This is a genomic window from Pseudomonas sp. ADAK18 (assembly GCF_012935695.1).
Classification (GTDB): domain Bacteria; phylum Pseudomonadota; class Gammaproteobacteria; order Pseudomonadales; family Pseudomonadaceae; genus Aquipseudomonas.
In genome coordinates, this window is sequence record NZ_CP052859.1 from 5,579,732 (window position 1) to 5,603,190 (window position 23,459).

The 23,459-nt window shown below is 59.3% G+C and carries 16 protein-coding genes; 7 read left to right on the forward strand and 9 right to left on the reverse strand.

Going from position 1 to position 23,459, the window contains the following annotated elements; all coding sequences use genetic code 11:
* Genes HKK55_RS25365 through HKK55_RS25380 form a run of 4 tightly spaced genes read left to right on the forward strand, consistent with a single transcriptional unit; the run spans position 1 to position 3,296 of the window.
* Complete coding sequence (locus tag HKK55_RS25365; protein ID WP_169357129.1) at positions 1-1,299, forward strand: phosphatase PAP2/dual specificity phosphatase family protein; 1,299 nt, start codon at positions 1-3, stop codon at positions 1,297-1,299.
* A complete protein-coding gene (locus tag HKK55_RS25370; RefSeq protein ID WP_169357131.1) occupies positions 1,289-1,732 on the forward strand; it encodes a hypothetical protein in 444 nt (147 codons plus the stop codon). Before HKK55_RS25365 ends, HKK55_RS25370 begins: the two co-directional genes overlap by 11 nt.
* A 9-nt stretch (positions 1,733-1,741) precedes the next feature.
* Positions 1,742-2,362 carry a 1-acyl-sn-glycerol-3-phosphate acyltransferase gene (locus HKK55_RS25375; RefSeq protein ID WP_169357132.1) on the forward strand — a complete coding sequence of 207 codons (621 nt, stop codon included), beginning with the start codon at positions 1,742-1,744 and terminating at the stop codon, positions 2,360-2,362.
* Position 2,363: 1 nt separating this feature from the next.
* The gene (locus HKK55_RS25380; protein ID WP_169357133.1) at positions 2,364-3,296 is read left to right on the forward strand and encodes a phosphatidate cytidylyltransferase; all 933 of its coding nucleotides are present in this window, start codon (positions 2,364-2,366) and stop codon (positions 3,294-3,296) included.
* A 53-nt stretch (positions 3,297-3,349) separates the two neighbouring features.
* On the opposite strand, the gene HKK55_RS25385 is transcribed toward HKK55_RS25380, so the two are convergent.
* Positions 3,350-4,549 (reverse strand): Fic family protein, encoded by a 1,200-nt coding sequence (locus HKK55_RS25385; protein WP_169357134.1) that lies wholly within the window; start codon positions 4,547-4,549, stop codon positions 3,350-3,352.
* Positions 4,550-5,108: 559 nt separating this feature from the next.
* Between HKK55_RS25385 and HKK55_RS25390 the strand changes: the two genes are divergently transcribed.
* The 3 genes from HKK55_RS25390 to pbpC all read left to right on the forward strand — a co-directional run bounded on the left by HKK55_RS25390 (position 5,109) and on the right by pbpC (position 13,674).
* Entirely contained in the window at positions 5,109-5,327 is a 219-nt protein-coding gene (locus tag HKK55_RS25390) for a DUF3077 domain-containing protein (RefSeq protein WP_169357135.1), read from the forward strand.
* Positions 5,328-5,540: 213 nt separating this feature from the next.
* Entirely contained in the window at positions 5,541-11,384 is a 5,844-nt protein-coding gene (locus HKK55_RS25395; protein ID WP_169357136.1) for an alpha-2-macroglobulin, read from the forward strand.
* The gene (gene pbpC, locus HKK55_RS25400; RefSeq protein WP_169357137.1) at positions 11,365-13,674 is read left to right on the forward strand and encodes a penicillin-binding protein 1C; all 2,310 of its coding nucleotides are present in this window, start codon (positions 11,365-11,367) and stop codon (positions 13,672-13,674) included. Before HKK55_RS25395 ends, pbpC begins: the two co-directional genes overlap by 20 nt.
* Here pbpC and HKK55_RS25405 read toward each other — a convergent pair.
* From HKK55_RS25405 to atpA, 8 genes are all read right to left on the reverse strand, one after another.
* On the reverse strand, positions 13,671-14,660 hold the full coding sequence (locus tag HKK55_RS25405; protein WP_169357138.1) for a hypothetical protein: 990 nt from the start codon (positions 14,658-14,660) through the stop codon (positions 13,671-13,673). The two genes, pbpC and HKK55_RS25405, sit on opposite strands and share 4 nt — an antisense overlap.
* 144 nt (positions 14,661-14,804) lie before the next feature.
* A complete protein-coding gene (gene glmS / locus HKK55_RS25410) occupies positions 14,805-16,637 on the reverse strand; it encodes a glutamine--fructose-6-phosphate transaminase (isomerizing) (RefSeq protein WP_169357139.1) in 1,833 nt (610 codons plus the stop codon).
* Positions 16,638-16,647: 10 nt separating this feature from the next.
* The gene (locus HKK55_RS25415) at positions 16,648-17,418 is read right to left on the reverse strand and encodes a DeoR/GlpR family DNA-binding transcription regulator (protein ID WP_178128899.1); all 771 of its coding nucleotides are present in this window, start codon (positions 17,416-17,418) and stop codon (positions 16,648-16,650) included.
* Positions 17,419-17,642: 224 nt separating this feature from the next.
* The gene (glmU, locus tag HKK55_RS25420) at positions 17,643-19,010 is read right to left on the reverse strand and encodes a bifunctional UDP-N-acetylglucosamine diphosphorylase/glucosamine-1-phosphate N-acetyltransferase GlmU (protein WP_169357141.1); all 1,368 of its coding nucleotides are present in this window, start codon (positions 19,008-19,010) and stop codon (positions 17,643-17,645) included.
* 123 nt (positions 19,011-19,133) lie between these two features.
* Positions 19,134-19,550, reverse strand: a complete 417-nt coding sequence (locus HKK55_RS25425) for a F0F1 ATP synthase subunit epsilon (protein WP_169357142.1) — start codon at positions 19,548-19,550, stop codon at positions 19,134-19,136.
* 44 nt (positions 19,551-19,594) lie between these two features.
* A complete protein-coding gene (atpD, locus tag HKK55_RS25430) occupies positions 19,595-20,974 on the reverse strand; it encodes a F0F1 ATP synthase subunit beta (RefSeq protein ID WP_155582325.1) in 1,380 nt (459 codons plus the stop codon).
* Positions 20,975-21,001: 27 nt separating this feature from the next.
* Positions 21,002-21,862 (reverse strand): F0F1 ATP synthase subunit gamma, encoded by an 861-nt coding sequence (gene atpG, locus HKK55_RS25435; RefSeq protein WP_169357143.1) that lies wholly within the window; start codon positions 21,860-21,862, stop codon positions 21,002-21,004.
* A gap of 50 nt (positions 21,863-21,912) precedes the next feature.
* Positions 21,913-23,457, reverse strand: coding sequence for a F0F1 ATP synthase subunit alpha (atpA, locus tag HKK55_RS25440; protein ID WP_169357144.1), 1,545 nt, complete (start codon positions 23,455-23,457; stop codon positions 21,913-21,915).
* Positions 23,458-23,459: the final 2 nt, after the last annotated feature.

A 23,459-nucleotide genomic window follows, 5' to 3' on the forward strand; every position in this document is an offset into this window, starting at 1 on the left:
ATGCGCGAACCAGGCCTATTAAAGCCGGCGGTGTTGTGGCTGCTGCTGTTGGCGCCGCTGTTTTTCAGCACCTATGGGTTTGCCACGTGGGTCACTAGCCAACGCAGCGATGTCGGCACGATGGTGTTTGGCTGGGAAACCCATATCCCGTTCTGGGCCTGGACCATTGTCCCCTACTGGTCGATTGATCTGCTCTACGGCTTCTCCCTGCTGTTGCCCTCTACTCGCCATGAGCTGAAGCAACACGCCCTGCGCCTGCTGACGGCCCAGTTAGTTGCGGTCAGTTGCTTCCTGATCTGGCCGTTGCGTTTCACCTTTGAACGGCCGGAACTGGACGGCGTGTTCGGCTGGTTGTTTGCCGTGCTGGCGGGCTTCGACAAGCCGTTCAATCAGGCGCCTTCGCTGCATATCGCCCTGCTCGTGGTGCTGTGGATAATGTTCCAACGGCATACCCAAGGCCTGTGGCGCTGGCTGGTCCACGGCTGGTTTGCCCTCATCGGCATTTCGGTGCTGACCACTTATCAACACCACTTTATCGACTTACCCACAGGGGCTCTATTGGGCTGGTTGTGCGTGTGGTTATGGCCACTGGAACACCCGAGCCCACTGCTGAGTGCGCGGCTCACCCGAGACCCACAGCGTTGGCGGCTGGGCTTGCGCTATGGCTTTGGGTCTTTGGCGCTGGTGATCCTGGCGTTTGTCTTGGGTGGCGGCTGGCTGTGGCTGCTGTGGCCGGCGGTTTCCCTGGGGTTGGTGAAGGCGAGTTATCTGGTATTGGGTGCTTCGGGCTTTCAGAAACGCGCCGATGGCCAACTCAGCCCGGCGGCGCGCTGGCTGTTTGCACCTTATCTGGCGGCTGCCTGGGTCAACTCACGGCTGTGGACACGCAAACATCCACAGCCCGATCAGGTTGTGGATAACGTTTGGCTGGGCCGGATTCCCACAGGCAGCGAGCTGGATTCGTTCAAGACAATTGTCGATCTCTGCGCCGAGCTACCCCTTGATCCACAGGGTCGAGCCTATTACAGCGTGCCCGTATTGGACCTGACCGCCCCCACCACCGCGCAATGTCTGGATGCGGCGCAAGCCATCGAACGCCTGCGCCACCACGGGCCGCTCCTGGTGTGCTGCGCCCTGGGTTATTCCCGCAGCGCCACCGCCGTGGCCGCCTGGTTGTTGACCAGCGGCCGCGCAGCCAGTGTCGACGAGGCCGTGAGCATGATTCGTACAGCACGCGCCCAGGTGGTCCTGCATCCCGCCCATCGTGAAGCCTTGGAGGGCCTGTCTTATGCGCGCTGACATGGAATTACAGGTCGTCGCCAGCTTGCTGCGCCGGGGTCGTTCGCTGGATCAGTTATCCACAGGCTTGACATTACTGGGCGTATTGTTCGGCCTGGCTCAATTGTTGATGGCCACCGTCACGCCGATCTGTCTGATTCTCAGCCTGTGGATGATTATTCTCGGCCTGCTGCAAAAGTACTGGGCATTACGGGTGGCCTTCGATGCCGACCTGTTCGCGCTGCTGGCCCGTAATAAAGACCGCACACCCGACCTCGACCAGACCCTGCAAAGCCTCGGCCTACAACCGGCCAACCGCGCCGGCCGGCCCTGGACCGAGCGCCGTCGTGGCGCCCTCAAACTATTGCGCAAGCAAGCGTACCTGCTGGCCGCGCAAGTACTGCTGACATTGGCCGTCATCCTGGCCAGCCCTTGGCTGCCCTTCGCTGGATAAGGAATCCTTATGTTCGAACCCGTGGTCGCCACCCTGATTACCTCCATGGCCCGCACTGTCACCGGCGCCCGCAGCCTGTGGCTCGGTTGCGCGCCGGTCCCGGTGCAACGCATCTATTTTGCCAACCACAGCAGCCATGGCGACTTCGTGTTGCTGTGGGCATCGTTGCCGCAGAACCTGCGCAAATTTACGCGCCCGGTGGCCGGCAGCGACTACTGGAACAAGAGCGCCCTGCGCCGCTACATCATCAGCCGCGTGTTCAACGGCGTACTGATCGACCGAGAGCGCAAGGACCCTGTGGATAACCCTTTAGCGCCCATGCTCGCTGCACTGGAAGGCGGCGACTCGCTGATCATCTTCCCGGAAGGGACACGCAACCTGGAAGACGGCCTGCTGCCGTTCAAGAGCGGCCTGTATCACCTGGCGAAAAGTTACCCACAGGCTGAGTTGATCCCGGTGTGGATCGCCAACCTCAACCGCGTCATGCCCAAGGGCCGCGTCCTGCCGCTGCCGTTGCTGTGCACCACCAGCTTCGGCGCGCCGCTGCAACTGGAAGACGGCGAAGACAAAACCTTGTTCCTCGCCCGTACCCGCGACGCCTTGCTCGCCCTCGCCCCGGAGCATTCCTGACATGGATAGCCAAACCCTGATGTTGTTCGGCGGAATCGGCGCGATCCTGGTGCTGGCCTCGCTGATCGGCCTGATCCTCAAACTGCGCACACGCGGCACCCCGAATGCGGTGATCGACAACCTCAACGCCCGCATCAATGCCTGGTGGGTGATGGTGGTGCTAATCGGTATTGCCTTCTGGCTCGGCACCGGTGCGGTGATCCTGCTGTTCTACGCGGTGTCGTTCTACGCGCTGCGGGAATTTCTTACCCTCACGCCAACCCGGCGCAGCGATTACCCGGCGCTGGTGGCCGCGTTCTACCTGGCCTTGCCGTTGCAATACCTGCTGATCTACTTCGACTGGTACGGACTGTTCTCAATCTTCATTCCGGTCTACGTGTTCCTGCTGCTGCCGATCCTGGCCTCGTTGGGCGGCGACAGCACGCACTTCCTGGAACGCGCGTCGAAAGTGCAATGGGGCCTGATGATCGCGGTGTTCTGCGTGTCTTTCGTACCGGCGCTGCTGACCCTGGACATCGTCGGCTATGAAGGCCGCAACCTGCTGCTGATCGCCTACCTGGTGATCGTGGTGCAGCTGTCGGACGTGTTGCAGTACGTGTGCGGCAAGCTGTTCGGCAAACACAAAATCGCACCCAATTTGTCACCGTCGAAAACCGTGGAAGGCTTTGTCGGCGGGATCCTGCTGTCATCACTGATCGGCGCGGCGCTGTGGTGGACCACCCCGTTCAACCCATGGCAGTCGTTCTTGATTGCGCTGTTGATCAACCTGCTGGGGTTTGCCGGCGGGATTGTGATGTCGGCGATCAAGCGCGATCGTGGGGTCAAGGATTGGGGGCACATGATCGAAGGGCACGGCGGGATGCTCGATCGGCTGGATTCGGTGTGCTTTGCGGCGCCGATATTCTTTCACCTCGTGCGGTATTGGTGGACCTGATCTGCCTCACTGATCGCTCCCTTCCAGTGGGAACGATCAGTGCCTGTTGGGCCTCAATGGAAACGCCTGTGCAGATCCGGAAATATCAATTGCGCGAACCACACAGGCAGCCCGGGAAAGACAGAACGCGACTTCGCTGAAGGCGCTTCGACCACTCCCATCTCGATCAACGTTGTCAGTTGATCGCTCGCCACTCGGTTGTGAAGCCCAGAGAATGTTTTGAAATCCGCTCGGGAAACCTCGCCTTGGGTAAGCAAAATGTGGATCGCCTTGGCCATCTCCTGTTTTATCCCCGCGTCAACAAATCGCGGTTCCAGTCCTATGACTCTCTCCAGCCTCTTTCGCAGGCTTACCAAGTCCATCGATTGCTCTATGTAATCCATTTGGTCGATACATACTTGCAGCATGAACTCAACGAAGCCGCACAGCCCAGACTGGGTCAACTGACCGCGCCCATCAAGATCACCTCGACGAGGCTGATCCTCAGCCCTTAGCTGGCGATAGTATTCGTCCTGTTTGCGGGCCAACCCTCTGGACATAGACCACAACGGGGAGGCGAGCCCAAGTTGCATCAGTTGCAGGTGCGTCATCATGCGAACGACACGGCCATTACCGTCTTCAAATGGGTGAACAAATGCCAGACGATGGTGATAGGCGAGCGAGCCCAGAACTCGGGAGGTCAAATCCGGTTGCCGGCCGTAAACCTGCTGGAGCCGCGTCAACATGGGAGTAACGGACTCCCAGGCAGGGGCCGCATGATGCCCTACTAAAACATTGCGTTGGGCCGCGTCACGCAGCTGTCCTGGTACGAGCAAGCGTCCATCACCGAGCCTTAGATCATCGTCGCTGGCACCTGTGAAAAGTCGACGATGAACGTGCGAAACCAACCCTTTAGAGAAGAAGACATCCCAGGGAGCCCCCGTTTTCGATCGGGTCAATACACGCTCCAATAAGTCCTGCACACCGATATGGCTCTCAGCCAACTCACGTAATGCCTTAGGGTCACGCCTCGGGACTCGAGCAGATAAGGTTGCAGGCTCGGTAAATTGACCTTCGATCAAATTGCTGTAATAGCTGTTTGTGATCCGCATCAGGTCACCGATGCGAGCAGCAGTCTGTGCAGGAAGCAGTCCGGTAAGCCGACCCGCACGAAACGACAGCGATTCAGCGGTGCGCAAAATGGATGGCGGGAAACCAGGGGAAGGCCAAATCGGCTCTAACCAGTGATTACCGGAGATGAATGGTGACGTCATTCCTGTCGACCTTTTCCGATTTATTTTCCGTTTTTTCTCTAATCATTGATCAATGATAGCTGGGCAATACAGTGATTAAGAACATTTAATCAGATTTATATTTTCCGATTTATTTTCGCATATTATTTGAGCTTTCACCCTTACGAAAAGACATCGCTCATTGAATGCGCAAGACAAGTAAAAGGTGGCGGCAAGCTCTCACCGACTTAAACGCGATAACGTCTGAAACTACCCCGCTGAACGTCCCTTCCCTTTCCTTCGCAGGACATTTCCGAGAGAATCCCCAGCGCTTGTGCCCTGCCTTTTCGGCGTCTAGTCTGCGTCCGTCACTGTCAATTCAGTGACCGGGTTTAGCAGCTCGAACGTTCGACATTGGGTGCACAAGCGCCATCTCAAGCAAGGCGTTTTTTTACGCCAACGCTTTATGGTGGCTGTGCGCAGGGCACCTTCGGGTGCGCCGGGTTCCCAATGTTCCGGTCTGCTAACCTGCGTACAGCTGCCACCCATTGTTTAGCAGCGATGTCTGGCAGCTCCAATCGCCTACATTGGAGTTATCGCAATGGTCAAAGTAACGCCCAATCCACCTTTCGCCTTCTTTATCCCTCACCCTGAACTCAGCTTCGAAGATGCCCTCGCCCATGCCTCCGAGCTGCTCAACTGCGCAGTGGCTTGCGAATCCGCTGATCAATTGAGCGGCTCATCCCGAGCAGCGATGCACCTGGTAGAAATGGCCAAGGTGATGGTGGATAGATCGCTGGATTGCCTGCACCCCCAATAAAGAAAGCAACCTTCAGCCGGGGGACATACCCCGGCGTCTGCCCCCCCTGAATCGCAAAGCAGCCTATTGATCGGCTTTGCCCTCCGTTTGACCTTCGTCCAGCAAGCCTGAGTCGCATAACCGCAAAAAACACTGGCTGCGCGGTGTATCTACGTCATCTTTTGTATCAAAGACGCGTGTAAGATACGCGGCACATTGCCAGGGATGCTCACCATGTTTGACTCGTTCAAAACGACCAGTCGCCGGTTTTTCGGTGCATTAATTTCAGTGGTGAGTGTTCTGTTCGGCGCCGTCCGATGGTTGCTGCGCAGCCTGTTCGGCCAATGGCATCCGCCACGCTGGCTGAACGCCGTTGGCAACGGGTTGGCCAACGTCGGCCACAAGGCGCGCGCCTACCCACGTCAGGCTGCCGGCGGTGTGCTGGGCCTGGTGTTGCTGGCGGCCGCCGGGTTCTATGGCTGGCACTGGTACTCCAATCTGCCGCAGCCCCACACCGTGGGTTATTCGCTGCATAAGCCGAGCCTTACCGACTACACCCAACAACCACCGGTTGTGGATAACTTGCAAGTGCGCTTCGCCGAGTCGGTGGCGCCGTTGCAAGACATTGGCAAGACAGTCAGCCAGGGCATCGTGATCAAACCCGCCGTCCAAGGCACTTGGCGCTGGACCGATGACCGCACATTGTTGTTTGTCCCTGATAAAGACTGGCCCATTGATACCGGCTACAGCGTCGACCTGTCCAAGAAAGACCTGTTGGCGGGTGGCGTCTTGCTCGACCAATACAGCACCCAATTCTCCACCCAGCCGTTCCACGCCAAGCTGGCGCAAAACGAGCTGTATCAAGACCCGGCCAATCCGACCCTGAAACAGCTGGTGGCAACCTTCCACTTTTCCCACCCGGTGGATGAAGACAGCCTGCGCAAGCGCGTCTCGGTAACCCTCGGCAAAGGCCTGGCCTATCGCGACGCACAACTGCCGAACCTCCCGGAAATCACCTTCGACGACACCAAGCTCAATGCCTATGTGCGTTCCGCCGCGCTGGCGACGCCGTTGGAAAGCACCCCGGTCAGCGCCAAGATCGACGAAGGCATCAAGGCGCGTGACGGCGGCAACGCCAGTTCCGCACCACTGCTGGCGGAAGTCACCGTACCCGGGCGCTATCGCCTGACCTTTACCGGCGCCGAAGTCAGCTTTGTCGACAACGAGCGCGGCGAGCCCGAGCCAGTGCTGATGTTCAGCAGCTCCAGCGCGGTGGCCGATGAAACCATCTCCACCAAAGTCCAGGCCTGGTTGTTACCGGAAAAAGCCCAGGACGATACTCAGCCCTGGAATACCAAGGACATCGACGACAAACTGCTGGCCCGCAGCACGCCCGTCAAGCTGACCCACGTTCCCAGCGTCGAGCCCCTGAACACCCTACACGCCTTTAAATTCAAGGCCCCTGCCGGTCGTGCCCTGTATGTACGGGTACCGGCCAATCTGGAAGCCATCGGCGGCTACCTGGCGAAAAATCCGACAGCCTCCCTGCTGAGCATGCCGGCTTACCCGCGCACCTTGCAGTTCCTGTCTGATGGAGCCCTGCTCAGCCTCAACGGCGAAAAACGCCTGGGTTTCATGGCTCGTGGTGTTCCGGGCGCCCACGTGGAAATTGCCCGTGTGCTGCCTAACCAACTGCAGCACCTGGTGGACCAGAGCAGCGGCAGTTTTGCCCGACCGAAGTTCTCCAACGACTACTTCGACCGGATGGTGGAACGTCAGTCCCTGGATATTCCCCTGTCGGCCGCCGACCCATCGAAAACCCTCTACGACAACGTCGACCTGAGCAGCTACCTCACCGCCAACGGCGGTCGCCGAGGCATATTCGTCCTCAAGCTCAGCCCTCAAGACGAGCCGGCCGAATACACCTTCGACTATTACCGCAACAACACCAGCGACCTGCGTTTCATCGTGGTCACCGATTTGGGGATCATCGCCAAGCGCTCCAGCGACGGCAGCCATGACGTGTACGTGCAGTCCATTGGCAACGGCTCGCCCGTCGCCGATGCCCAGGTCGATATCATCGGCCGCAATGGTTTGCCGGTCGGCAGTGGTCGCACCGACGCCGAGGGCCACGCGCACTTCGCCAAGCTGGATGAACTGCGCCGTGAGAAAACGCCGCTGATGTATGTGGTCAGCCGCGGCAACGACCAATCCTTCCTGCCGATTGCTCGCCAGTCCCAGCAGTTGGACCTTTCTCGTTTTGATGTAGGCGGCCTGGAAGAAGACGGTGCGATTGATCGCCTCAGCGCCTACTTGTTTACCGATCGCGGCCTGTACCGACCGGGCGAAATCGCACACTTGGGCATGATCGTGCGCAGCGGCAATTGGAAAGGCACCTTGCAAGGCTTGCCGGTTGAACTGCAAATCACCGACCCACGCGGGCTGGAAGTGATTCGCCAACCCCTGAAACTCTCCACCAGCGGCTTTGAAACCTTTGATTTCCCCAGCAGTGAAGTCGCCCCTGCCGGCGATTACACGGCCACTCTGCAATTGATCGGCGAGAAACAGACTCGTACCGACTTGGGTAGCGTCAGCTTCAAAGTCCGCGACTTTGAACCAGACCGCATGAAAGTCAGCCTGAGCCTGCACGACACGCCTGTGCAAGGCTGGATCCCTCCGGACCAAGTGGTGGCCAAGGTTACCGCGATGCACCTGTTCGGCGCCCCGGCGTCCGGCCGGCGTGTCACCGCAAAAATGTCCCTGAGCCCGACGCTCGCGGCCTTTGATCGTTACCCGGATTACCGCTTCCGCCTCAATGATTCACTGGAAGAAGCCAACTCCGAAGACCTGGCCGAAACCACCGTCGACGACAACGGCCAGGCCGTACTCGACCTCAACCTGCAACGCTACGCCAACAGCACCTACCGCCTGCAAGTCATGACCCAGGTGTTCGAAGCCGAGGGCGGGCGCAACGTCGCCGCGCAAAGCGCGTTGTTGGTGTCATCGGCACCGTATCTGGTGGGTGTGAAGAGTCAGGACTCGCTGTCGTTCGTCGCCAAGGACGCGCCACGCCAGGTGCAATGGCTGGCCGTGGCTCCCGACCTCACGCCAATGGCGGTGGACGGACTGACCAGTGAAGTGGTCGAGCATCGTTATGTCTCGGTGCTGGTGAAACAATCCAACGGCACCTACAAGTACGAGTCGCGGATCAAGAACATCAGCCAGCCGGCCTCGCCTGTGGTGATGACCAAAGAAGGTGCCAAGCAGGCGCTGAACACGTCCACCCCCGGCGATTTCACCCTGCAACTCAAGGACGCCAACGGCAACCTGCTGAACCAGATCGACTACAGCATCGCTGGGCGTGGCAACACCTCGCGCTCCCTGGAACGCAACGCCGAGCTGCAACTGCGCTTGGATAAACGCAGCTACGCCACCGGCGATGAGATCGCCATCAGCATCCGTGCGCCGTACACAGGCGCCGGGTTGATCACCATCGAACGGGACAAGGTCTACACCCAGCAGTGGTTCAAAGCCGACAGTACCAACAGCGTGCAACACATTCGTGTGCCGGCGGGGCTTGAGGGCAATGCCTACGTCAACGTGCAGTTTGTGCGGGACATGGGTTCGTCCGAGGTCTATATGAGCCCGCTGTCCTACGGTGTGGTGCCATTCAGCATCAACCTGGATGCGCGGCGCATGGCCTTGAAAGTCGAAGGCCCGGCGAAGATCGAGCCGGGGCAGACTCTGGACATCAAGGTCAACACCGACCGTCCTTCCCGTGCGGTGATCTACGCGGTGGACGAAGGCATCCTGCAGGTGGCGCGCTACCAGACGCCGGACCCGCTGGGCTTCTTCTTCCAGAAGCGCGCACTGGAAGTCGGCACCAGTCAGATTCTTGACCTGATCCTGCCGGAATTCAGCCGCCTGCTCAGTGGTGCAGCGCCAGGGGGCGATACAGAAAACGCCTTGGCCTCACACCTGAATCCATTCAAACGTAAACACCAGCCGCCTGTGGCCTGGTGGTCAGGGTTGGTGGATCTACCCGCAGGTGAAACGGTGCTGCATTACCAAGTGCCGGACAGCTTCAACGGCAAGCTTCACCTGTTTGCGGTGGCGGTAGATGCCGACAGCGTGGGCGTCAGCGAAGCCAACACCGAAGTACGCGGACCGTTGGTGATCACGCCGAACGTGCCGGCTTTTGTCGCGCCTGGGGATGTGTTCAGCGTCAGTGCTGGGGTGTTCAGCAACCTGGAAGCGGCGGCAGATGTGAAGTTCGAATTGCAGACCAGTGACGGCCTGCAAGTCCAGGGCGACAAGGCCAGTACTCTGGCGCTGCAACCGCGCAAGGAAGGCGTCGCTGAGTTCAAGATCAAGGTCCTGGAAAACCTCGGTTCGGCGGACTTGCGTTTCGTCGCAGTGCTGCCCAATGGCAAGCGCATCCAGGTGGCGGAAACCACCTCGATCCGGCCATTAAGCGAGCATCGGGTCGCCCTCAGCCTGGGCCGCTTCGACAGCGCCAGCAAAGAGCTGAAACCCACCCGTCAACTGTTCACACAGCTGCGGGACGTGCAATTGGGCGTGGCCGCCTCGCCGCTGGTGTGGGCCAACGGTCTCAAGCATTACCTGGATGACTACGGCTATGCCTGCACCGAGCAACTGGTGTCCAAGGCTATGCCTGCGTTGATCTGGGGCGGTAACGCACCCGAGGCCGAGCAGGCCTTCAGCGGCGCGGTACGCATGCTTCGTCAGCGCCAGAACCAGGCCGGCGGCTTTGGTTTGTGGGCGGCCAACCCGGACGTGGCGCCTTACGTCAGCCTGTACGCCACCGACTTCCTGATCGAAGCCAAGGAGCGCGGCCTGCCGGTGCCGGAAGACGTGCTGGTACGTTCCAACGCCTACCTCACCGAGCTGGCCAACGGCCCAAGCGAAGGCCTGTCGGAATTGCGCAATCGCGCCTACGCCGGTTACCTGTTGAGTCGTCAGGGGATTCTGGTCAGTGGTGCCTTGAGCGATATCCGCGAGCGCTATGAAACCTACTTCAAAGACACCTGGCAGAACGACATTGGCGCCGCTTACCTGGCCGCCAGCTACAAGTTGCTCAAGCAGGATCGCCAGGCCGATGTGTTGTTCCGCAAGATCCCATGGCGTTCATTGACCGATAAGTGGGACAGCGACGGCCTGTATTATGACCCGCTGGTGCATGACGCCGAACACCTGCATCTGCTCGCTCGACACTTCCCTGAGTTGCTGGACGACGTGCCGGCGACCCTGCTGGATAAACTCGGCAAGCGCCTCAATGAACAGCGCTACAACTCGCTGTCGGCGGCGCTGTTGCTGCGGGCCTTGGACAACTATGGCCAGCGTGCGCAAAGCGACATGACCCTCAAGGCCACCGCCTGGCTGGCAGACAAACAGCAACAACTGTTGCAGATGGCTGGCCAACCGCCGCGCGCTGCCGTGCCTGCTACCACGCAAAAACTGCTGATGGAAAAATCCGACGGTCCACCGGCGTTCTACATGCTCAGCGAGGCCGGTTTTGATCGGGGCACCACCCTCAAGCCGATCAACAATGGCCTGGAAATCATCCACGAATACCTCGACCTGGAAGGCAAGCCGGTAAGCAAGGTCGAGGTGGGCGATGAGTTCCTGGTGCGTCTGCGCCTGCGGGCAACCGATCGGGATCAGGTGCAACAAGTGGCCGTGGTCGACTTGCTGCCCGGTGGCGTCGAGCCTGTGTATAACTTGCCGCCAGAACCTGAAGCCGCCAGTTCCGAAGAAAGCGAAGGCGACGATTCGGAGTCCGTGGAAAGCAGCGAAGACACCGAAGAAGCCGACGCCTGGCAAGCGCCCATCGGCGAAACCGACCTGAGCAACTGGCAGCCGGACTACGTCGATGTACGGGATGATCGAGTGGTGTTGTACGGCACCGCGCTGCGGGATGTGGGCACTTTCGTCTACCGCGTACGCGCCACCAACGCCGGGATCTTCAACACGCCACCGGCCTACGCCGAAGGTATGTACGAAACCACCCTGCAAGGGCGCGGCAAAGTAGGCCAGCTTGAAATCGTCAAACCTTAAGCGCCTCAAACCGCTGCTGGCCACCGGGCTGGCAGCGGTGGTGATACTCGCGGGGCTGCGTTTGTGGCCTCATGCGTCCCTGGAGCAAGCCGCCACTTCGTCACGGGTGGTGCTGGCCGATGACGGTTCGCTGCTGCGCATGACCCTGGCCGATGACGGCCAATATCGCCTGTGGCTGCCATTGGAGCGGATTTCGCCATCGCTGGTGGAGGCACTGCTGCTCAAGGAAGACCGCAACTTCTACTGGCACCCGGGAATTAATCCGCCCGCGTTGCTGCGGGCGGCGATGGCGACCTACAGCGGCGGCCAGCGTCAGGGCGGTTCGACCTTGAGCATGCAATTGGCGCGGCGATTGTGGGATCTCAATACACGCCAAGTGCCAGGCAAGCTGCAGCAAATGGTGTTGGCGCTGTGGCTGGAAGCCCGTTACAGCAAGCACGACATTCTTGAGGCCTACCTTAATCTCGCGCCCATGGGCGGCAATATCGAAGGCGCCGAGGCCGCCAGCCGGATTTATTTCGGTAAGGCAGCGGCGCAGTTGTCCTTGTCTGAAGCCCTGGCGCTGGCGGTGATTCCCCAGCAACCGGGCCGGCGTGCGCGCTTCGGTCCATCGCTGCAAAATGCCCGGCTGCGGTTGATGACCGACTGGCGCGAAACTTATCCACAAGACCCGCGTAACGACAGTTTGCTCGACCTGCCGCTGGAAGCACGCAACCGGCAGCAGATTCCGTTTCTGGCGCCGCACCTGAGCGAACAGTTGTTGGCCTCCCAGACTGGCAACGAGTTGAACAGCACCCTCAACTTACCGCTGCAGCAGTTGCTGGAACGCCTGATCACCGGCTTTATCGCCGAGCGGCGCAGCAATGGTGTAGAAAACGCCACGGCCATCCTGATCGACAGCCGCGACCAGAGCGTCAAGGCGCTGGTGGGTTCGGCGGATTACTTATCCACAGGCATCCACGGTCAGGTCAATGGGGTGCTGGCGCGAAGGTCACCGGGATCGACGCTCAAGCCGTTTTTGTATGGATTGGCGCTGGACCAAGGGGTGATTCACCCCATGAGCATCCTCAAGGACATGCCCAGTAACTTCGGCTACTTTCAGCCGGAAAACTTCGACGGCAGTTTTGTCGGGCCGCTGACGGCGCGCGATGCGTTGATCCGCAGCCGCAATATCCCGGCGGTGTGGCTGGCCAGCCAGGTCAAGTCACCATCGCTGTACGGTTTGTTGCAACGGGCCGGGATCAAGGGGCTGCGGGGCGAAAGCCATTACGGTTTGGCCCTGGCGCTGGGCGGTGGTGAGATGACACCTGAGGAGCTGGCAGGTCTGTATTTGATGCTGGCGGGTGACGGGCATTTGCGACCGTTGCGCTATCTGGTGGAGCAGACTCAGGTCACCGGGGCACAGTTACTCACACCCCAAGCGACCTTTATGGTGCGCGACATGCTGCGGCGCAATCCGCGCCCCGACGGCCTGCCTGCCAAGCGTTGGCGCACCGCCTGGAAAACCGGCACATCGTGGGGGTTTCACGACGCCTGGAGCGCTGGCCTGGTGGGCCCGTATGTGCTGGTGGTGTGGGTCGGCAATTTCGATGGTCGACCAAACCCTGTGTTTATCGGTGCCAAAACCGCGGCGCCGCTGTTCTTCCGTATCGCCGACGCCCTGCCCCTGGCCTTGCCCACTGTGGCCGACAAACCGGACAAGCCGCCCGCCGGTCTGATCCGCATCGACATCTGCGCCGCCTCCGGCGAACTGCCCAACCGCTGGTGCCCTCGCACCCGCAAGACCTGGTACATCCCCGGCGTGTCGCCCATCCGGGTCTCCAACCTGCATCGCCCGGTGCTGATCGACACCCGCACGGGCAAGGCCGCCTGCCCACCGTTTGATCCGCAGTACACGCGCGAAGAAGTCTTCGAGTTCTGGCCCAGCGATGTACAACGGCTGTTCCGCGCCGCTGGCCTGCCACGCCGCACGCCGCCCACGGTGATGAAAAGCTGCCAGCCCAATCGCCTCAGCGACCAGAGCGAAGCGCCGCAGATCCGCTCACCGCTCACGCAGGTCAGCTATCACCTGCGTCTGTCGCAACCCCAGGAAAGCATTCCCCTGAGCGCCAACGCCGCCAGCGATGCACAAACCCTGTATTGGTTTGCCGACCAGACCCTGATCGGCCAGGGCTCGCCCCAGGCCACTTTGAACTGGCGGCCAGGAAAGTCGGGGGCGTATCGGTTGCGGGTCAGTGATGACCAAGGCCGCAGCGCCAGCCGCGGATTGCGGGTGGAGTTTGTGCCTTAGGGTGATTTGGTCTTGAGGATACTCGCCACCAGCGCCTGCAAGGCTCGTTGCTGAGTGATGGAAAAGCCCAGGGCAACAACAATCACACTCAGCCAGATCAAAAAGATCTTGAACGGATCAAGCTCAAGCGCCACCAGTGCCCAGGTCACGCCTGCGCCGCCGATCACTCCAACCGCCCACCAGGCGATGAGTATGGGCTGCACTACCTTGTGGATATCTCGATAGAGGAGCAACCGGGCGATGCACATCAGCACAAAAACCATTCCCGTCCAACCGAAGGCTGCCATCAACGGTAACGACGAACCCTGGCGCTGATACAGCAAAGCCACCCATTCGTGGAATGGCCCCAATGCTGCCATCTGCTGGAACGTCTCGCGGCTGGGCAGCTCCCACTGCGTCCATTGCGCCGGACCAATGACCATCAGCGCAAGGCTGAACAGCGCCACCAAGGCACCACACAAACCGAGGGCGCGCCACGCCGGGACAGCAACACGGTGGTTCTTTACGTTACGCAGCCGTTCTACGCCAAACACTGCGCCGGCTTGCTCACTTTGGGCGATCACGGTTTTGCCGTTACGTTGGATCGCGGTGCCAATCACAACTACCTCCAGGCCTTCGCTGAGCAGGATCTCTCCTTGCTGGCGGCCAGGACCCGCGGTGTAGCGGTAGTCCCCCAGTTGCGGCACCTGGCCTGAGAACAGCTCAATGCCTTCGGCGAGGATATCCACAGTGCCGTGGGCATCCTTGAGGGCAAAGTCACTGCACTGTGCGTCGGTAAATACCGTCCGCCATACGTTCTCGCCGCTGTTGTCGCGATAGCTCTCCTGAATCCGCAGCGAATACCCCGCACAGGGCACGCCATCCACTGGAGAAAAACGAGACTCCTTGAGCACCACGGTGCCGCTGACTTTTACCAGGCCTGGATTCAACGAATACGAAGGACTGAGGGGCAGGCGCTTGTCCGCACGATAGAAGCCTCTGTTCATGATGACGGCATCCCTGGCTAGTTATCCACAGGCTCGCAGTCTAGCGCGAACGACTGCGTAGAGACCCGGTGAATAAGACTTCTGCGCAAAAGAAAAACCCCCGAATATCGGGGGTTTTTCTGTGTATCGATACGCTTTAAAGGCTTACTCCACCGTCACCGACTTCGCCAGGTTACGCGGCTGGTCAACGTCCGTGCCTTTGAGCACGGCAACGTAGTACGACAGCAGTTGCAGCGGGATGGTGTAGAGGATCGGGGACAGGGTGTCGTGGATGTGCGGCATGTTGATGACGTGAGTGCCTTCACCATTGGTCATGCCAGCCTTTTCGTCAGCGAAGACAATCAGTTGACCGCCACGGGCACGGACTTCCTGCAGGTTGGACTTGAGCTTCTCCAGCAGTTCGTTGTTCGGTGCGACGGTGACAACAGGCATGTCGTCATCAACCAGGGCCAACGGGCCGTGTTTCAGCTCACCGGCCGGGTAGGCTTCAGCGTGGATATAGGAAATTTCCTTGAGCTTCAGGGAGCCTTCCATCGCCACTGGGTACTGCGCGCCACGACCGAGGAACAGGGTGTGGTTCTTGTCGGCAAACAGTTCGGCGACTTTTTCCACAGTGCTGTCCATCGCCAGGGCTTCACCCAAGCGGGTCGGCAGACGACGCAGTTCTTCCACCAGAGTGGCTTCAACGCCTTCAGCGAGGGTACCGCGCACTTGGCCCAGGGACAGAGTCAGCAAGAGCAGGCCCACCAATTGGGTGGTGAAGGCTTTGGTCGAGGCAACGCCAATTTCACGGCCGGCCTGGGTCAGCAGGGTCAGGTCGGATTCGCGCACCAGGGAGCTGATGCTGACGTTGCAGATCGCCAGGCTACCCAGGAAACCCAGCTCCTTGGCGTTGCGCAGGGCAGCCAGGGTGTCGGCCGTTTCGCCGGATTGAGAGATGGTCACAAACAGCGTGTCCGGCTGAACCACCACCTTGCGGTAGCGAAACTCGCTGGCCACTTCGACTTGGCACGGGATGCCGGCCAGCTCTTCCAACCAGTAACGCGCAACCATACCAGCGTGGTAGCTGGTGCCACAGGCAACGATCTGCACGTTGCGCACTTTGGCGAACAGCTCGGCCGCTTGTGGGCCGAAGGCGTTGACCAGTACCTGGTTCTGGCTCAGTCGGCCTTCCAGGGTGCGTTGCACCACAGACGGTTGCTCATGGATTTCCTTGAGCATGAAGTGGCGGAATTCGCCTTTATCAGCGGCTTCTGCGCCGTCACGGTACTGCACGGCTTCGCGCTCGACGGTGCGGCCGTCGACGTCCCAGATTTGCACGCTTTCACGGCGGATCTCGGCGATGTCGCCTTCTTCCAGGTACATGAAGCGGTCGGTAACCTGACGCAGGGCCAATTGGTCGGAGGCGAGGAAGTTCTCACCCAGGCCAAGGCCGATCACCAACGGGCTGCCACTGCGGGCGGCGACCAGGCGGTCCGGCTGACTGGCGCTGATCACGGCCAAACCGTAGGCACCATGCAATTCCTTGACGGTGGCCTTGAGGGCTACGGTCAGGTCGCTGTGGTCCTTGAGCTTGTGATTCAACAGGTGGGCGATGACTTCGGTGTCGGTGTCCGAGGTGAAGACATAGCCAAGAGCCTTGAGCTGTTCACGCAGCGATTCGTGGTTTTCGATGATGCCATTGTGAACCACCGCCAGGTCACCGGAGAAATGCGGGTGGGCATTGCGTTCGCACGGCGCACCGTGGGTGGCCCAACGGGTGTGGGCGATGCCCAGACGGCCTACCAGCGGCTCACCAGCCAGAGCGTGCTCCAGCTCACTGACCTTGCCCGGACGACGCATGCGTTCCAGCTTGCCGGCGTTGGTGAAGAGCGCCACACCGGCGCTGTCGTAGCCGCGATATTCCAGGCGTTTGAGGCCTTCTAGCAAAATGGCAGTGACGTTGCGTTCAGCAACTGCGCCAACAATTCCACACATGGTTTCTCTCCTAGATGACTGCCGCGCAAATCAGCGTAATGCCGCGGGCTTGAATCTGGTCGCGGGCCTCAAGCGGCAGGCGATCATCGGTGATAAGGGTATGGACGCTGCTCCAGGGCAGTTCCAGGTTGGGAATCTTGCGGCCAATCTTGTCGGACTCGACCATGACCACCACTTCGCGGGCAACCTCGGCCATGACTCGGCTCAGGCCCAGTAACTCGTTGAAGGTGGTGGTGCCGCGCTCCAGGTCGATGCCGTCAGCACCGATAAACAATTGGTCGAAGTCGTAGGAACGCAGCACTTGCTCGGCGACCTGGCCCTGGAACGAGTCCGAATGAGGGTCCCAGGTGCCGCCGGTCATCAACAGCACCGGCTCGTGCTCCAGCTCACTCAGGGCACTGGCCACATGCAGCGAGTTGGTCATCACCACCAGGCCGGGCTGTTGGCCCAGCTCGGGGATCATGGCGGCGGTGGTGCTCCCACTGTCGATGATGATTCGTGCGTGCTCGCGCAGTCGCATCACGGCCGCACGCGCGATGGCGCGCTTGTAGACCGAAATGGGCTGGGCGGGATCACCCACCAACTCTTGAGGCATGGTGATCGCACCACCATAGCGACGCAGCAACAGACCGTTGCTTTCGAGGGCGGCCAGATCCTTGCGGATGGTCACCTCCGACGTCTCGAAATGCTTGGCCAATTCGTCCACGCTGACCTCACCTTGCTCGGTGAGCATGGCAAGGATGTTGTGGCGACGTTGGGGTGTATTTCGTTTCGACATGATGGCTTTAAGTTTCGTTTCGAAAGATAACGAAGGCAATCAAAACCTATTGGCTCAGAATCGTCAAGCGGCAGCCATAAATTTTTTGAAACCACACAGACCAAATGTGGGAGCGGGCTTGCTCGCGAATGCGGTGTATCCGTCAGCACAGGTATCAACTGACAGATGGCCTTCGCGAGCAAGCCCACACACATTAGGGATATGTTGTATTCGAGGTTGTGGATAACTCAGGTCTTTTTGATTTTTACCGGGCGCTTCCAACCGTCGATGTTGCGCTGACGTGCACGGGCCACCGCCAGCTGCGACTTATCCACATTCTGATTGATGGTTGAACCAGCGGCGGTATTTGAGCCATCACCGATGGTTACCGGCGCTACCAACGAGTTGTTGGAACCGATAAACACATCTTCACCAATGGTGGTCTGGTGCTTGTTAGCGCCATCGTAGTTGCAGGTGATCGTACCGGCACCAATGTTGGTGCGGGCGCCGATCACCGCATCACCCAGGTAAGTCAAATGGCCCACCTTGGCTTCTTCACCAAGCTTGGCGTTTTTCAGTTCGACGAAGTTACCCACATGAGCTTTCGCGCCCAACACACTACCCGGACGCAGGCGGGCGAACGGGCCGGCATCGCTGCCCTCGCCCATGACTGCACCATCAATGTGGCTGTTGGCTTTGATCACAACGCCTTGGCGCAGGGTACTGTCCTTGATCACGCAGTTAGGACCGATCACCACGTTGTCTTCGATAACCACCCGGCCTTCGAGGATCACGTTGATATCGATCAGCACATCGCGGCCCACGGTGACGTCGCCACGCACGTCAAAACGTGCCGGATCACGCAAGGTCACACCCAGGGCCATCAGTCGGCGAGCTTCGCGCAGTTGGTAGTGACGCTCCAGTTCCGCGAGTTGCTTGCGGTCGTTGGCGCCCTGGACTTCCATCGGATCGTGAGGCTGCTCGGTGGCAACCACCAGGCCGTCGTTGACGGCCATTTCAATCACGTCGGTCAGGTAGTACTCGCCCTGGGCGTTGTTGTTGGACAGGCGGCCCATCCAGTCAGCCAGGCGATCGGCGGGTACCGCGAGAATTCCGGTATTCCCTTCAGTGATGGCGCGCTGGGCTTCACTGGCGTCTTTGTGTTCAACGATGGCTGTAACCTTGCCGTCGGCGTTGCGCACGATGCGGCCGTAACCGGTAGGGTCATCCAACTCGACGGTTAGCAAACCCATCTGGCCCGGCACCACGTGCTTGAGCAGGCGCTGCAGGGTTTCCACTTCGATCAGCGGCACATCACCGTAGAGGATCAACACGGTATCGGCCTTGATGAAGGGCACCGCTTGCGCGGTGGCATGACCGGTACCCAATTGCTTGTCCTGCAATACGAAATTCAAGTCGTCCGCCGCCAGGCGCTCGCGCACCACATCGGCACCATGGCCAATCACCACATGGATGCGTTGCGGCTCCAATTGCCGGGCACTGTGGATAACATGTCCCAGCATGGAGTTTCCGGCAACCGGGTGCAGCACCTTAGGCAAGGCCGAGCGCATACGGGTGCCTTGGCCGGCGGCAAGAATTACGATTTCAAGAGACATGAATGGCTACCAATCCTGGGCGGTCCGGCTTCAGACCAAAGAAGTGTTTTGCAAAAAAAGAAAAAGGGTAGCCGAGGCTACCCTTTTTAATCAATCACACATGAGGCAAGACGGCGTGGCCACTTACTTCTTGCGGATCTGCTGGAGAGTACGCAACTGAGCTGCGGCCTCGGCCAGACGTACTGCAGCAGCGCTGTAGTCGAAGTCTGCGCCTTTTTCGTTCAGGGCCTTCTCGGCAGCCTGGACGGCTTCCTGAGCGGAGGCTTCATCCAGATCGGCAGCACGTTGCACGGTGTCGGCAAGTACCTTGACCATGTTCGGCTGAACCTCGAGGAAACCACCAGAGATGTAAAACACCTCCTTGTCCCCGCCCAGCTTGGTCAGAGTAATCGGACCAGGCTTCAGGGATGTAATCAATGGCGCGTGGCCAAAGTTAATACCCAGATCACCCAGCTCGCCGTGTGCAATCACACTTTCAATCTGACCGGAGAAAATTTCCCCTTCCGCGCTGACGATATCGCAATGGAATGTCATAGCCATCTGATTGCCTCAACCTGATTAGCGCCCGTTACCGGGCGCCGGGATTACAGTTTCTTGGCTTTCTCGATCGCTTCTTCGATGCCGCCGACCATGTAGAACGCTTGTTCTGGCAGGTGGTCGTAGTCACCGTTGAGGATGCCTTTGAAGCCAGCAATGGTGTCTTTCAGGGAAACGTATTTACCCGAAGCACCGGTGAAGACTTCAGCCACGAAGAACGGCTGCGACAAGAAGCGCTGGATCTTACGAGCGCGGGATACCAACTGCTTGTCGGTTTCCGACAGCTCGTCCATACCCAGGATCGCAATGATGTCCTTCAGTTCTTTGTAACGCTGCAGCACGTACTGAACGCCGCGAGCGGTGTCGTAGTGCTCCTGGCCGATCACGTTCGGATCCAGCTGGCGCGAAGTCGAGTCCAGTGGATCGACCGCTGGGTAGATACCCAGGGAGGCGATGTCACGGGACAGTACAACGGTGGCGTCCAAGTGGGCGAAGGTGGTCGCTGGCGACGGGTCGGTCAAGTCATCCGCAGGTACGTATACCGCTTGGATCGAAGTGATCGAACCTTCCTTGGTCGAAGTGATACGTTCTTGCAGAACGCCCATCTCTTCAGCCAGGGTCGGCTGGTAACCTACTGCCGAAGGCATACGGCCCAGCAGTGCGGATACTTCAGTACCGGCCAGGGTGTAACGGTAGATGTTGTCGACGAACAGCAGAACGTCGTTACCTTCGTCACGGAACTTCTCGGCCATGGTCAGGCCAGTCAGTGCTACGCGCAGACGGTTACCCGGCGGCTCGTTCATCTGACCGTAAACCAGTGCCACTTTGTCCAGAACGTTGGAATCCTTCATCTCGTGGTAGAAGTCGTTACCCTCACGAGTACGCTCACCCACACCAGCAAACACGGAATAACCGCTGTGCTCGATGGCGATGTTACGGATCAGTTCCATCATGTTTACGGTTTTGCCTACACCGGCACCACCGAACAGACCGACTTTACCGCCCTTGGCGAACGGGCAAACCAGATCGATAACCTTGATGCCGGTTTCCAGCAGGTCGTTGCCGCCTGCCTGCTCTGCGAACGACGGCGCAGGACGGTGAATGCCCCAACGCTCTTCGGTGTCGATCGGGCCAGCTTCGTCAATCGGGTTGCCCAGTACGTCCATGATCCGACCCAGGGTCGCTTTACCGACCGGTACGGAAATGGCTGCGCCAGTGTCAGTGACTTCCAGACCGCGCTTCAAGCCCTCGGTGGAACCCATTGCAATGGTACGAACCACGCCGTCGCCCAGCTGCTGCTGAACTTCCAGAGTGGTGCCGGCATCGCTTTGGACTTTCAAAGCGTTGTAGATGCTCGGTACGCTGTCGCGTGGGAATTCCACGTCGATAACGGCGCCGATGATTTGAACGATACGTCCGCTACTCATAGCTGGATCCTCTGAATATTTGAACCGTTAAACCGCGGCAGCGCCGCCGACGATTTCCGAGATCTCTTGGGTGATCGCAGCCTGACGCGCCTTGTTGTAGATCAGCTGCAAATCACTGATCAAATCACCGGCGTTGTCGGTAGCGTTCTTCATCGCGATCATCCGCGCAGCTTGTTCAGCCGCGTTGTTCTCGACCACCGCCTGGTACACCTGCGACTCCACGTAGCGCACCATCAAGCCGTCAAGCAGCTCTTTGGCGTCTGGTTCGTAGAGGTAGTCCCAGTGGTGCTTGAGTTCCTGATCCGGGGTCGCCACCAATGGAATCAACTGCTCCACGGTCGGCTGCTGGGTCATGGTGTTGATGAACTTGTTGGATACCACGGACAGGCGGTCAATCCGGCCTTCCAGGTACGCATCCAGCATCACCTTCACACTGCCGATCAAATCATTGATCGACGGCTCTTCACCCAGGTGGCTGATAGCTGCAACGACGTTACCGCCGAAGTTGCGGAAAAAGGCCGCACCCTTGCTACCAACAACACACAGATCGATCTCGACGCCTTTTTCGCGGTTTACCGCCATGTCCTTGACCAGGGCCTTGAACAGGTTGGTATTCAGACCACCGCACAAACCACGGTCACTGCTCACTACCACATAACCCACACGCTTAACTTCGCGGTCGATCATGAACGGGTGGCGGTACTCCGGGTTGGCGTTAGCCAAATGCCCAATTACCTGGCGGATACGCTCCGCATAAGGACGGCTAGCAGCCATGCGCATTTGTGCCCTGCGCATTTTGCTGACCGCCACTTTTTCCATGGCGCTGGTAATCTTTTGCGTGCTTTTGATGCTCGCAATCTTACTGCGAATCTCTTTTGCGCCTGCCATGTAACACCTATCAGGTTAGCAAGCGGGAGCCTCGCGGCTCCCGCTGCGGCTTACCAGGTTTGGGTGGCCTTGAACTTCTCGATACCGGCTTTCATGCCAGCGTCGATTTCGTCATTGAAGTCACCCTTCACGTTGATCTTCGCCATCAAATCGGCGTGATCTCGGTTGAAGTAAGCAATCAGCGCTTGTTCAAAGCTGCCGACCTTGGCGATTTCGACGTCAGTCAGGAACCCACGCTCAGCGGCATACAGCGACAACGCCATGTCAGCGATCGACATTGGGGCGTATTGCTTCTGCTTCATCAGCTCGGTAACGCGCTGACCATGCTCAAGTTGCTTACGGGTCGCTTCGTCCAGGTCAGAAGCGAACTGGGCGAATGCCGCCAGTTCACGGTACTGAGCCAGAGCGGTACGGATACCACCGGAGAGCTTCTTGATGATCTTGGTCTGAGCGGCACCACCCACACGGGATACCGAAACACCGGCGTTCACAGCAGGACGGATCCCGGAGTTGAACATGGCCGATTCCAGGAAGATCTGACCGTCGGTGATGGAAATCACGTTGGTCGGAACGAACGCGGAAACGTCGCCAGCCTGGGTTTCGATGATCGGCAGTGCGGTCAGGGAACCGGTTTTGCCGGTCACTGCGCCGTTGGTGAACTTCTCTACGTACTCTTCGGAAACGCGGGATGCGCGCTCCAGCAGACGGGAGTGGAGATAGAACACGTCGCCTGGGTAAGCTTCACGGCCTGGTGGACGGCGCAGCAGCAGGGAAATCTGGCGGTAAGCCACTGCTTGCTTGGACAGATCGTCATAAACGATCAGCGCGTCTTCACCGCGGTCGCGGAAGTATTCGCCCATGGTGCAACCGGAGTACGGTGCCAGGAACTGCAGCGCAGGAGATTCCGAAGCACTGGCAGCCACGATGATCGTGTTGGCCAGGGCGCCGTTTTCTTCCAGCTTGCGAACCACGTTGGCGATGGTCGATTGCTTCTGACCAATGGCTACGTAGACGCAGAAAATGCCGCTGTCTTTCTGGTTGATGATCGCGTCGATCGCCAGAGCGGTTTTACCGATCTGACGGTCACCGATGATCAGCTCACGCTGGCCACGGCCGACAGGAATCATGGCATCGACAGCCTTGTAGCCAGTCTGTACAGGCTGGTCTACCGACTTACGCCAGATCACGCCTGGAGCAACTTTCTCGACCGCATCGGTCTCGGTGTTGTTCAGCGGACCTTTGCCGTCAACTGGGTTACCCAGTGCGTCGACTACGCGACCCAGCAGTTCCTTACCAACCGGAACTTCGAGGATGCGGCCAGTGCACTTGGCGCTCATGCCTTCAGCCAAAGACTGGTAAGCGCCCAATACAACGGCACCTACAGAGTCTTGCTCAAGGTTGAGAGCCATACCGAAGACGCCGCCCGGAAACTCGATCATCTCGCCGTACATTACGTCGGCCAGACCGTGAATCCGCACGATGCCGTCAGATACGCTGACGACAGTGCCTTCGTTACGGGCTTGGGAGGTCACATCGAGCTTGTCGATGCGGCCCTTGATAATTTCACTTATTTCGGAAGGATTGAGTTGCTGCATTG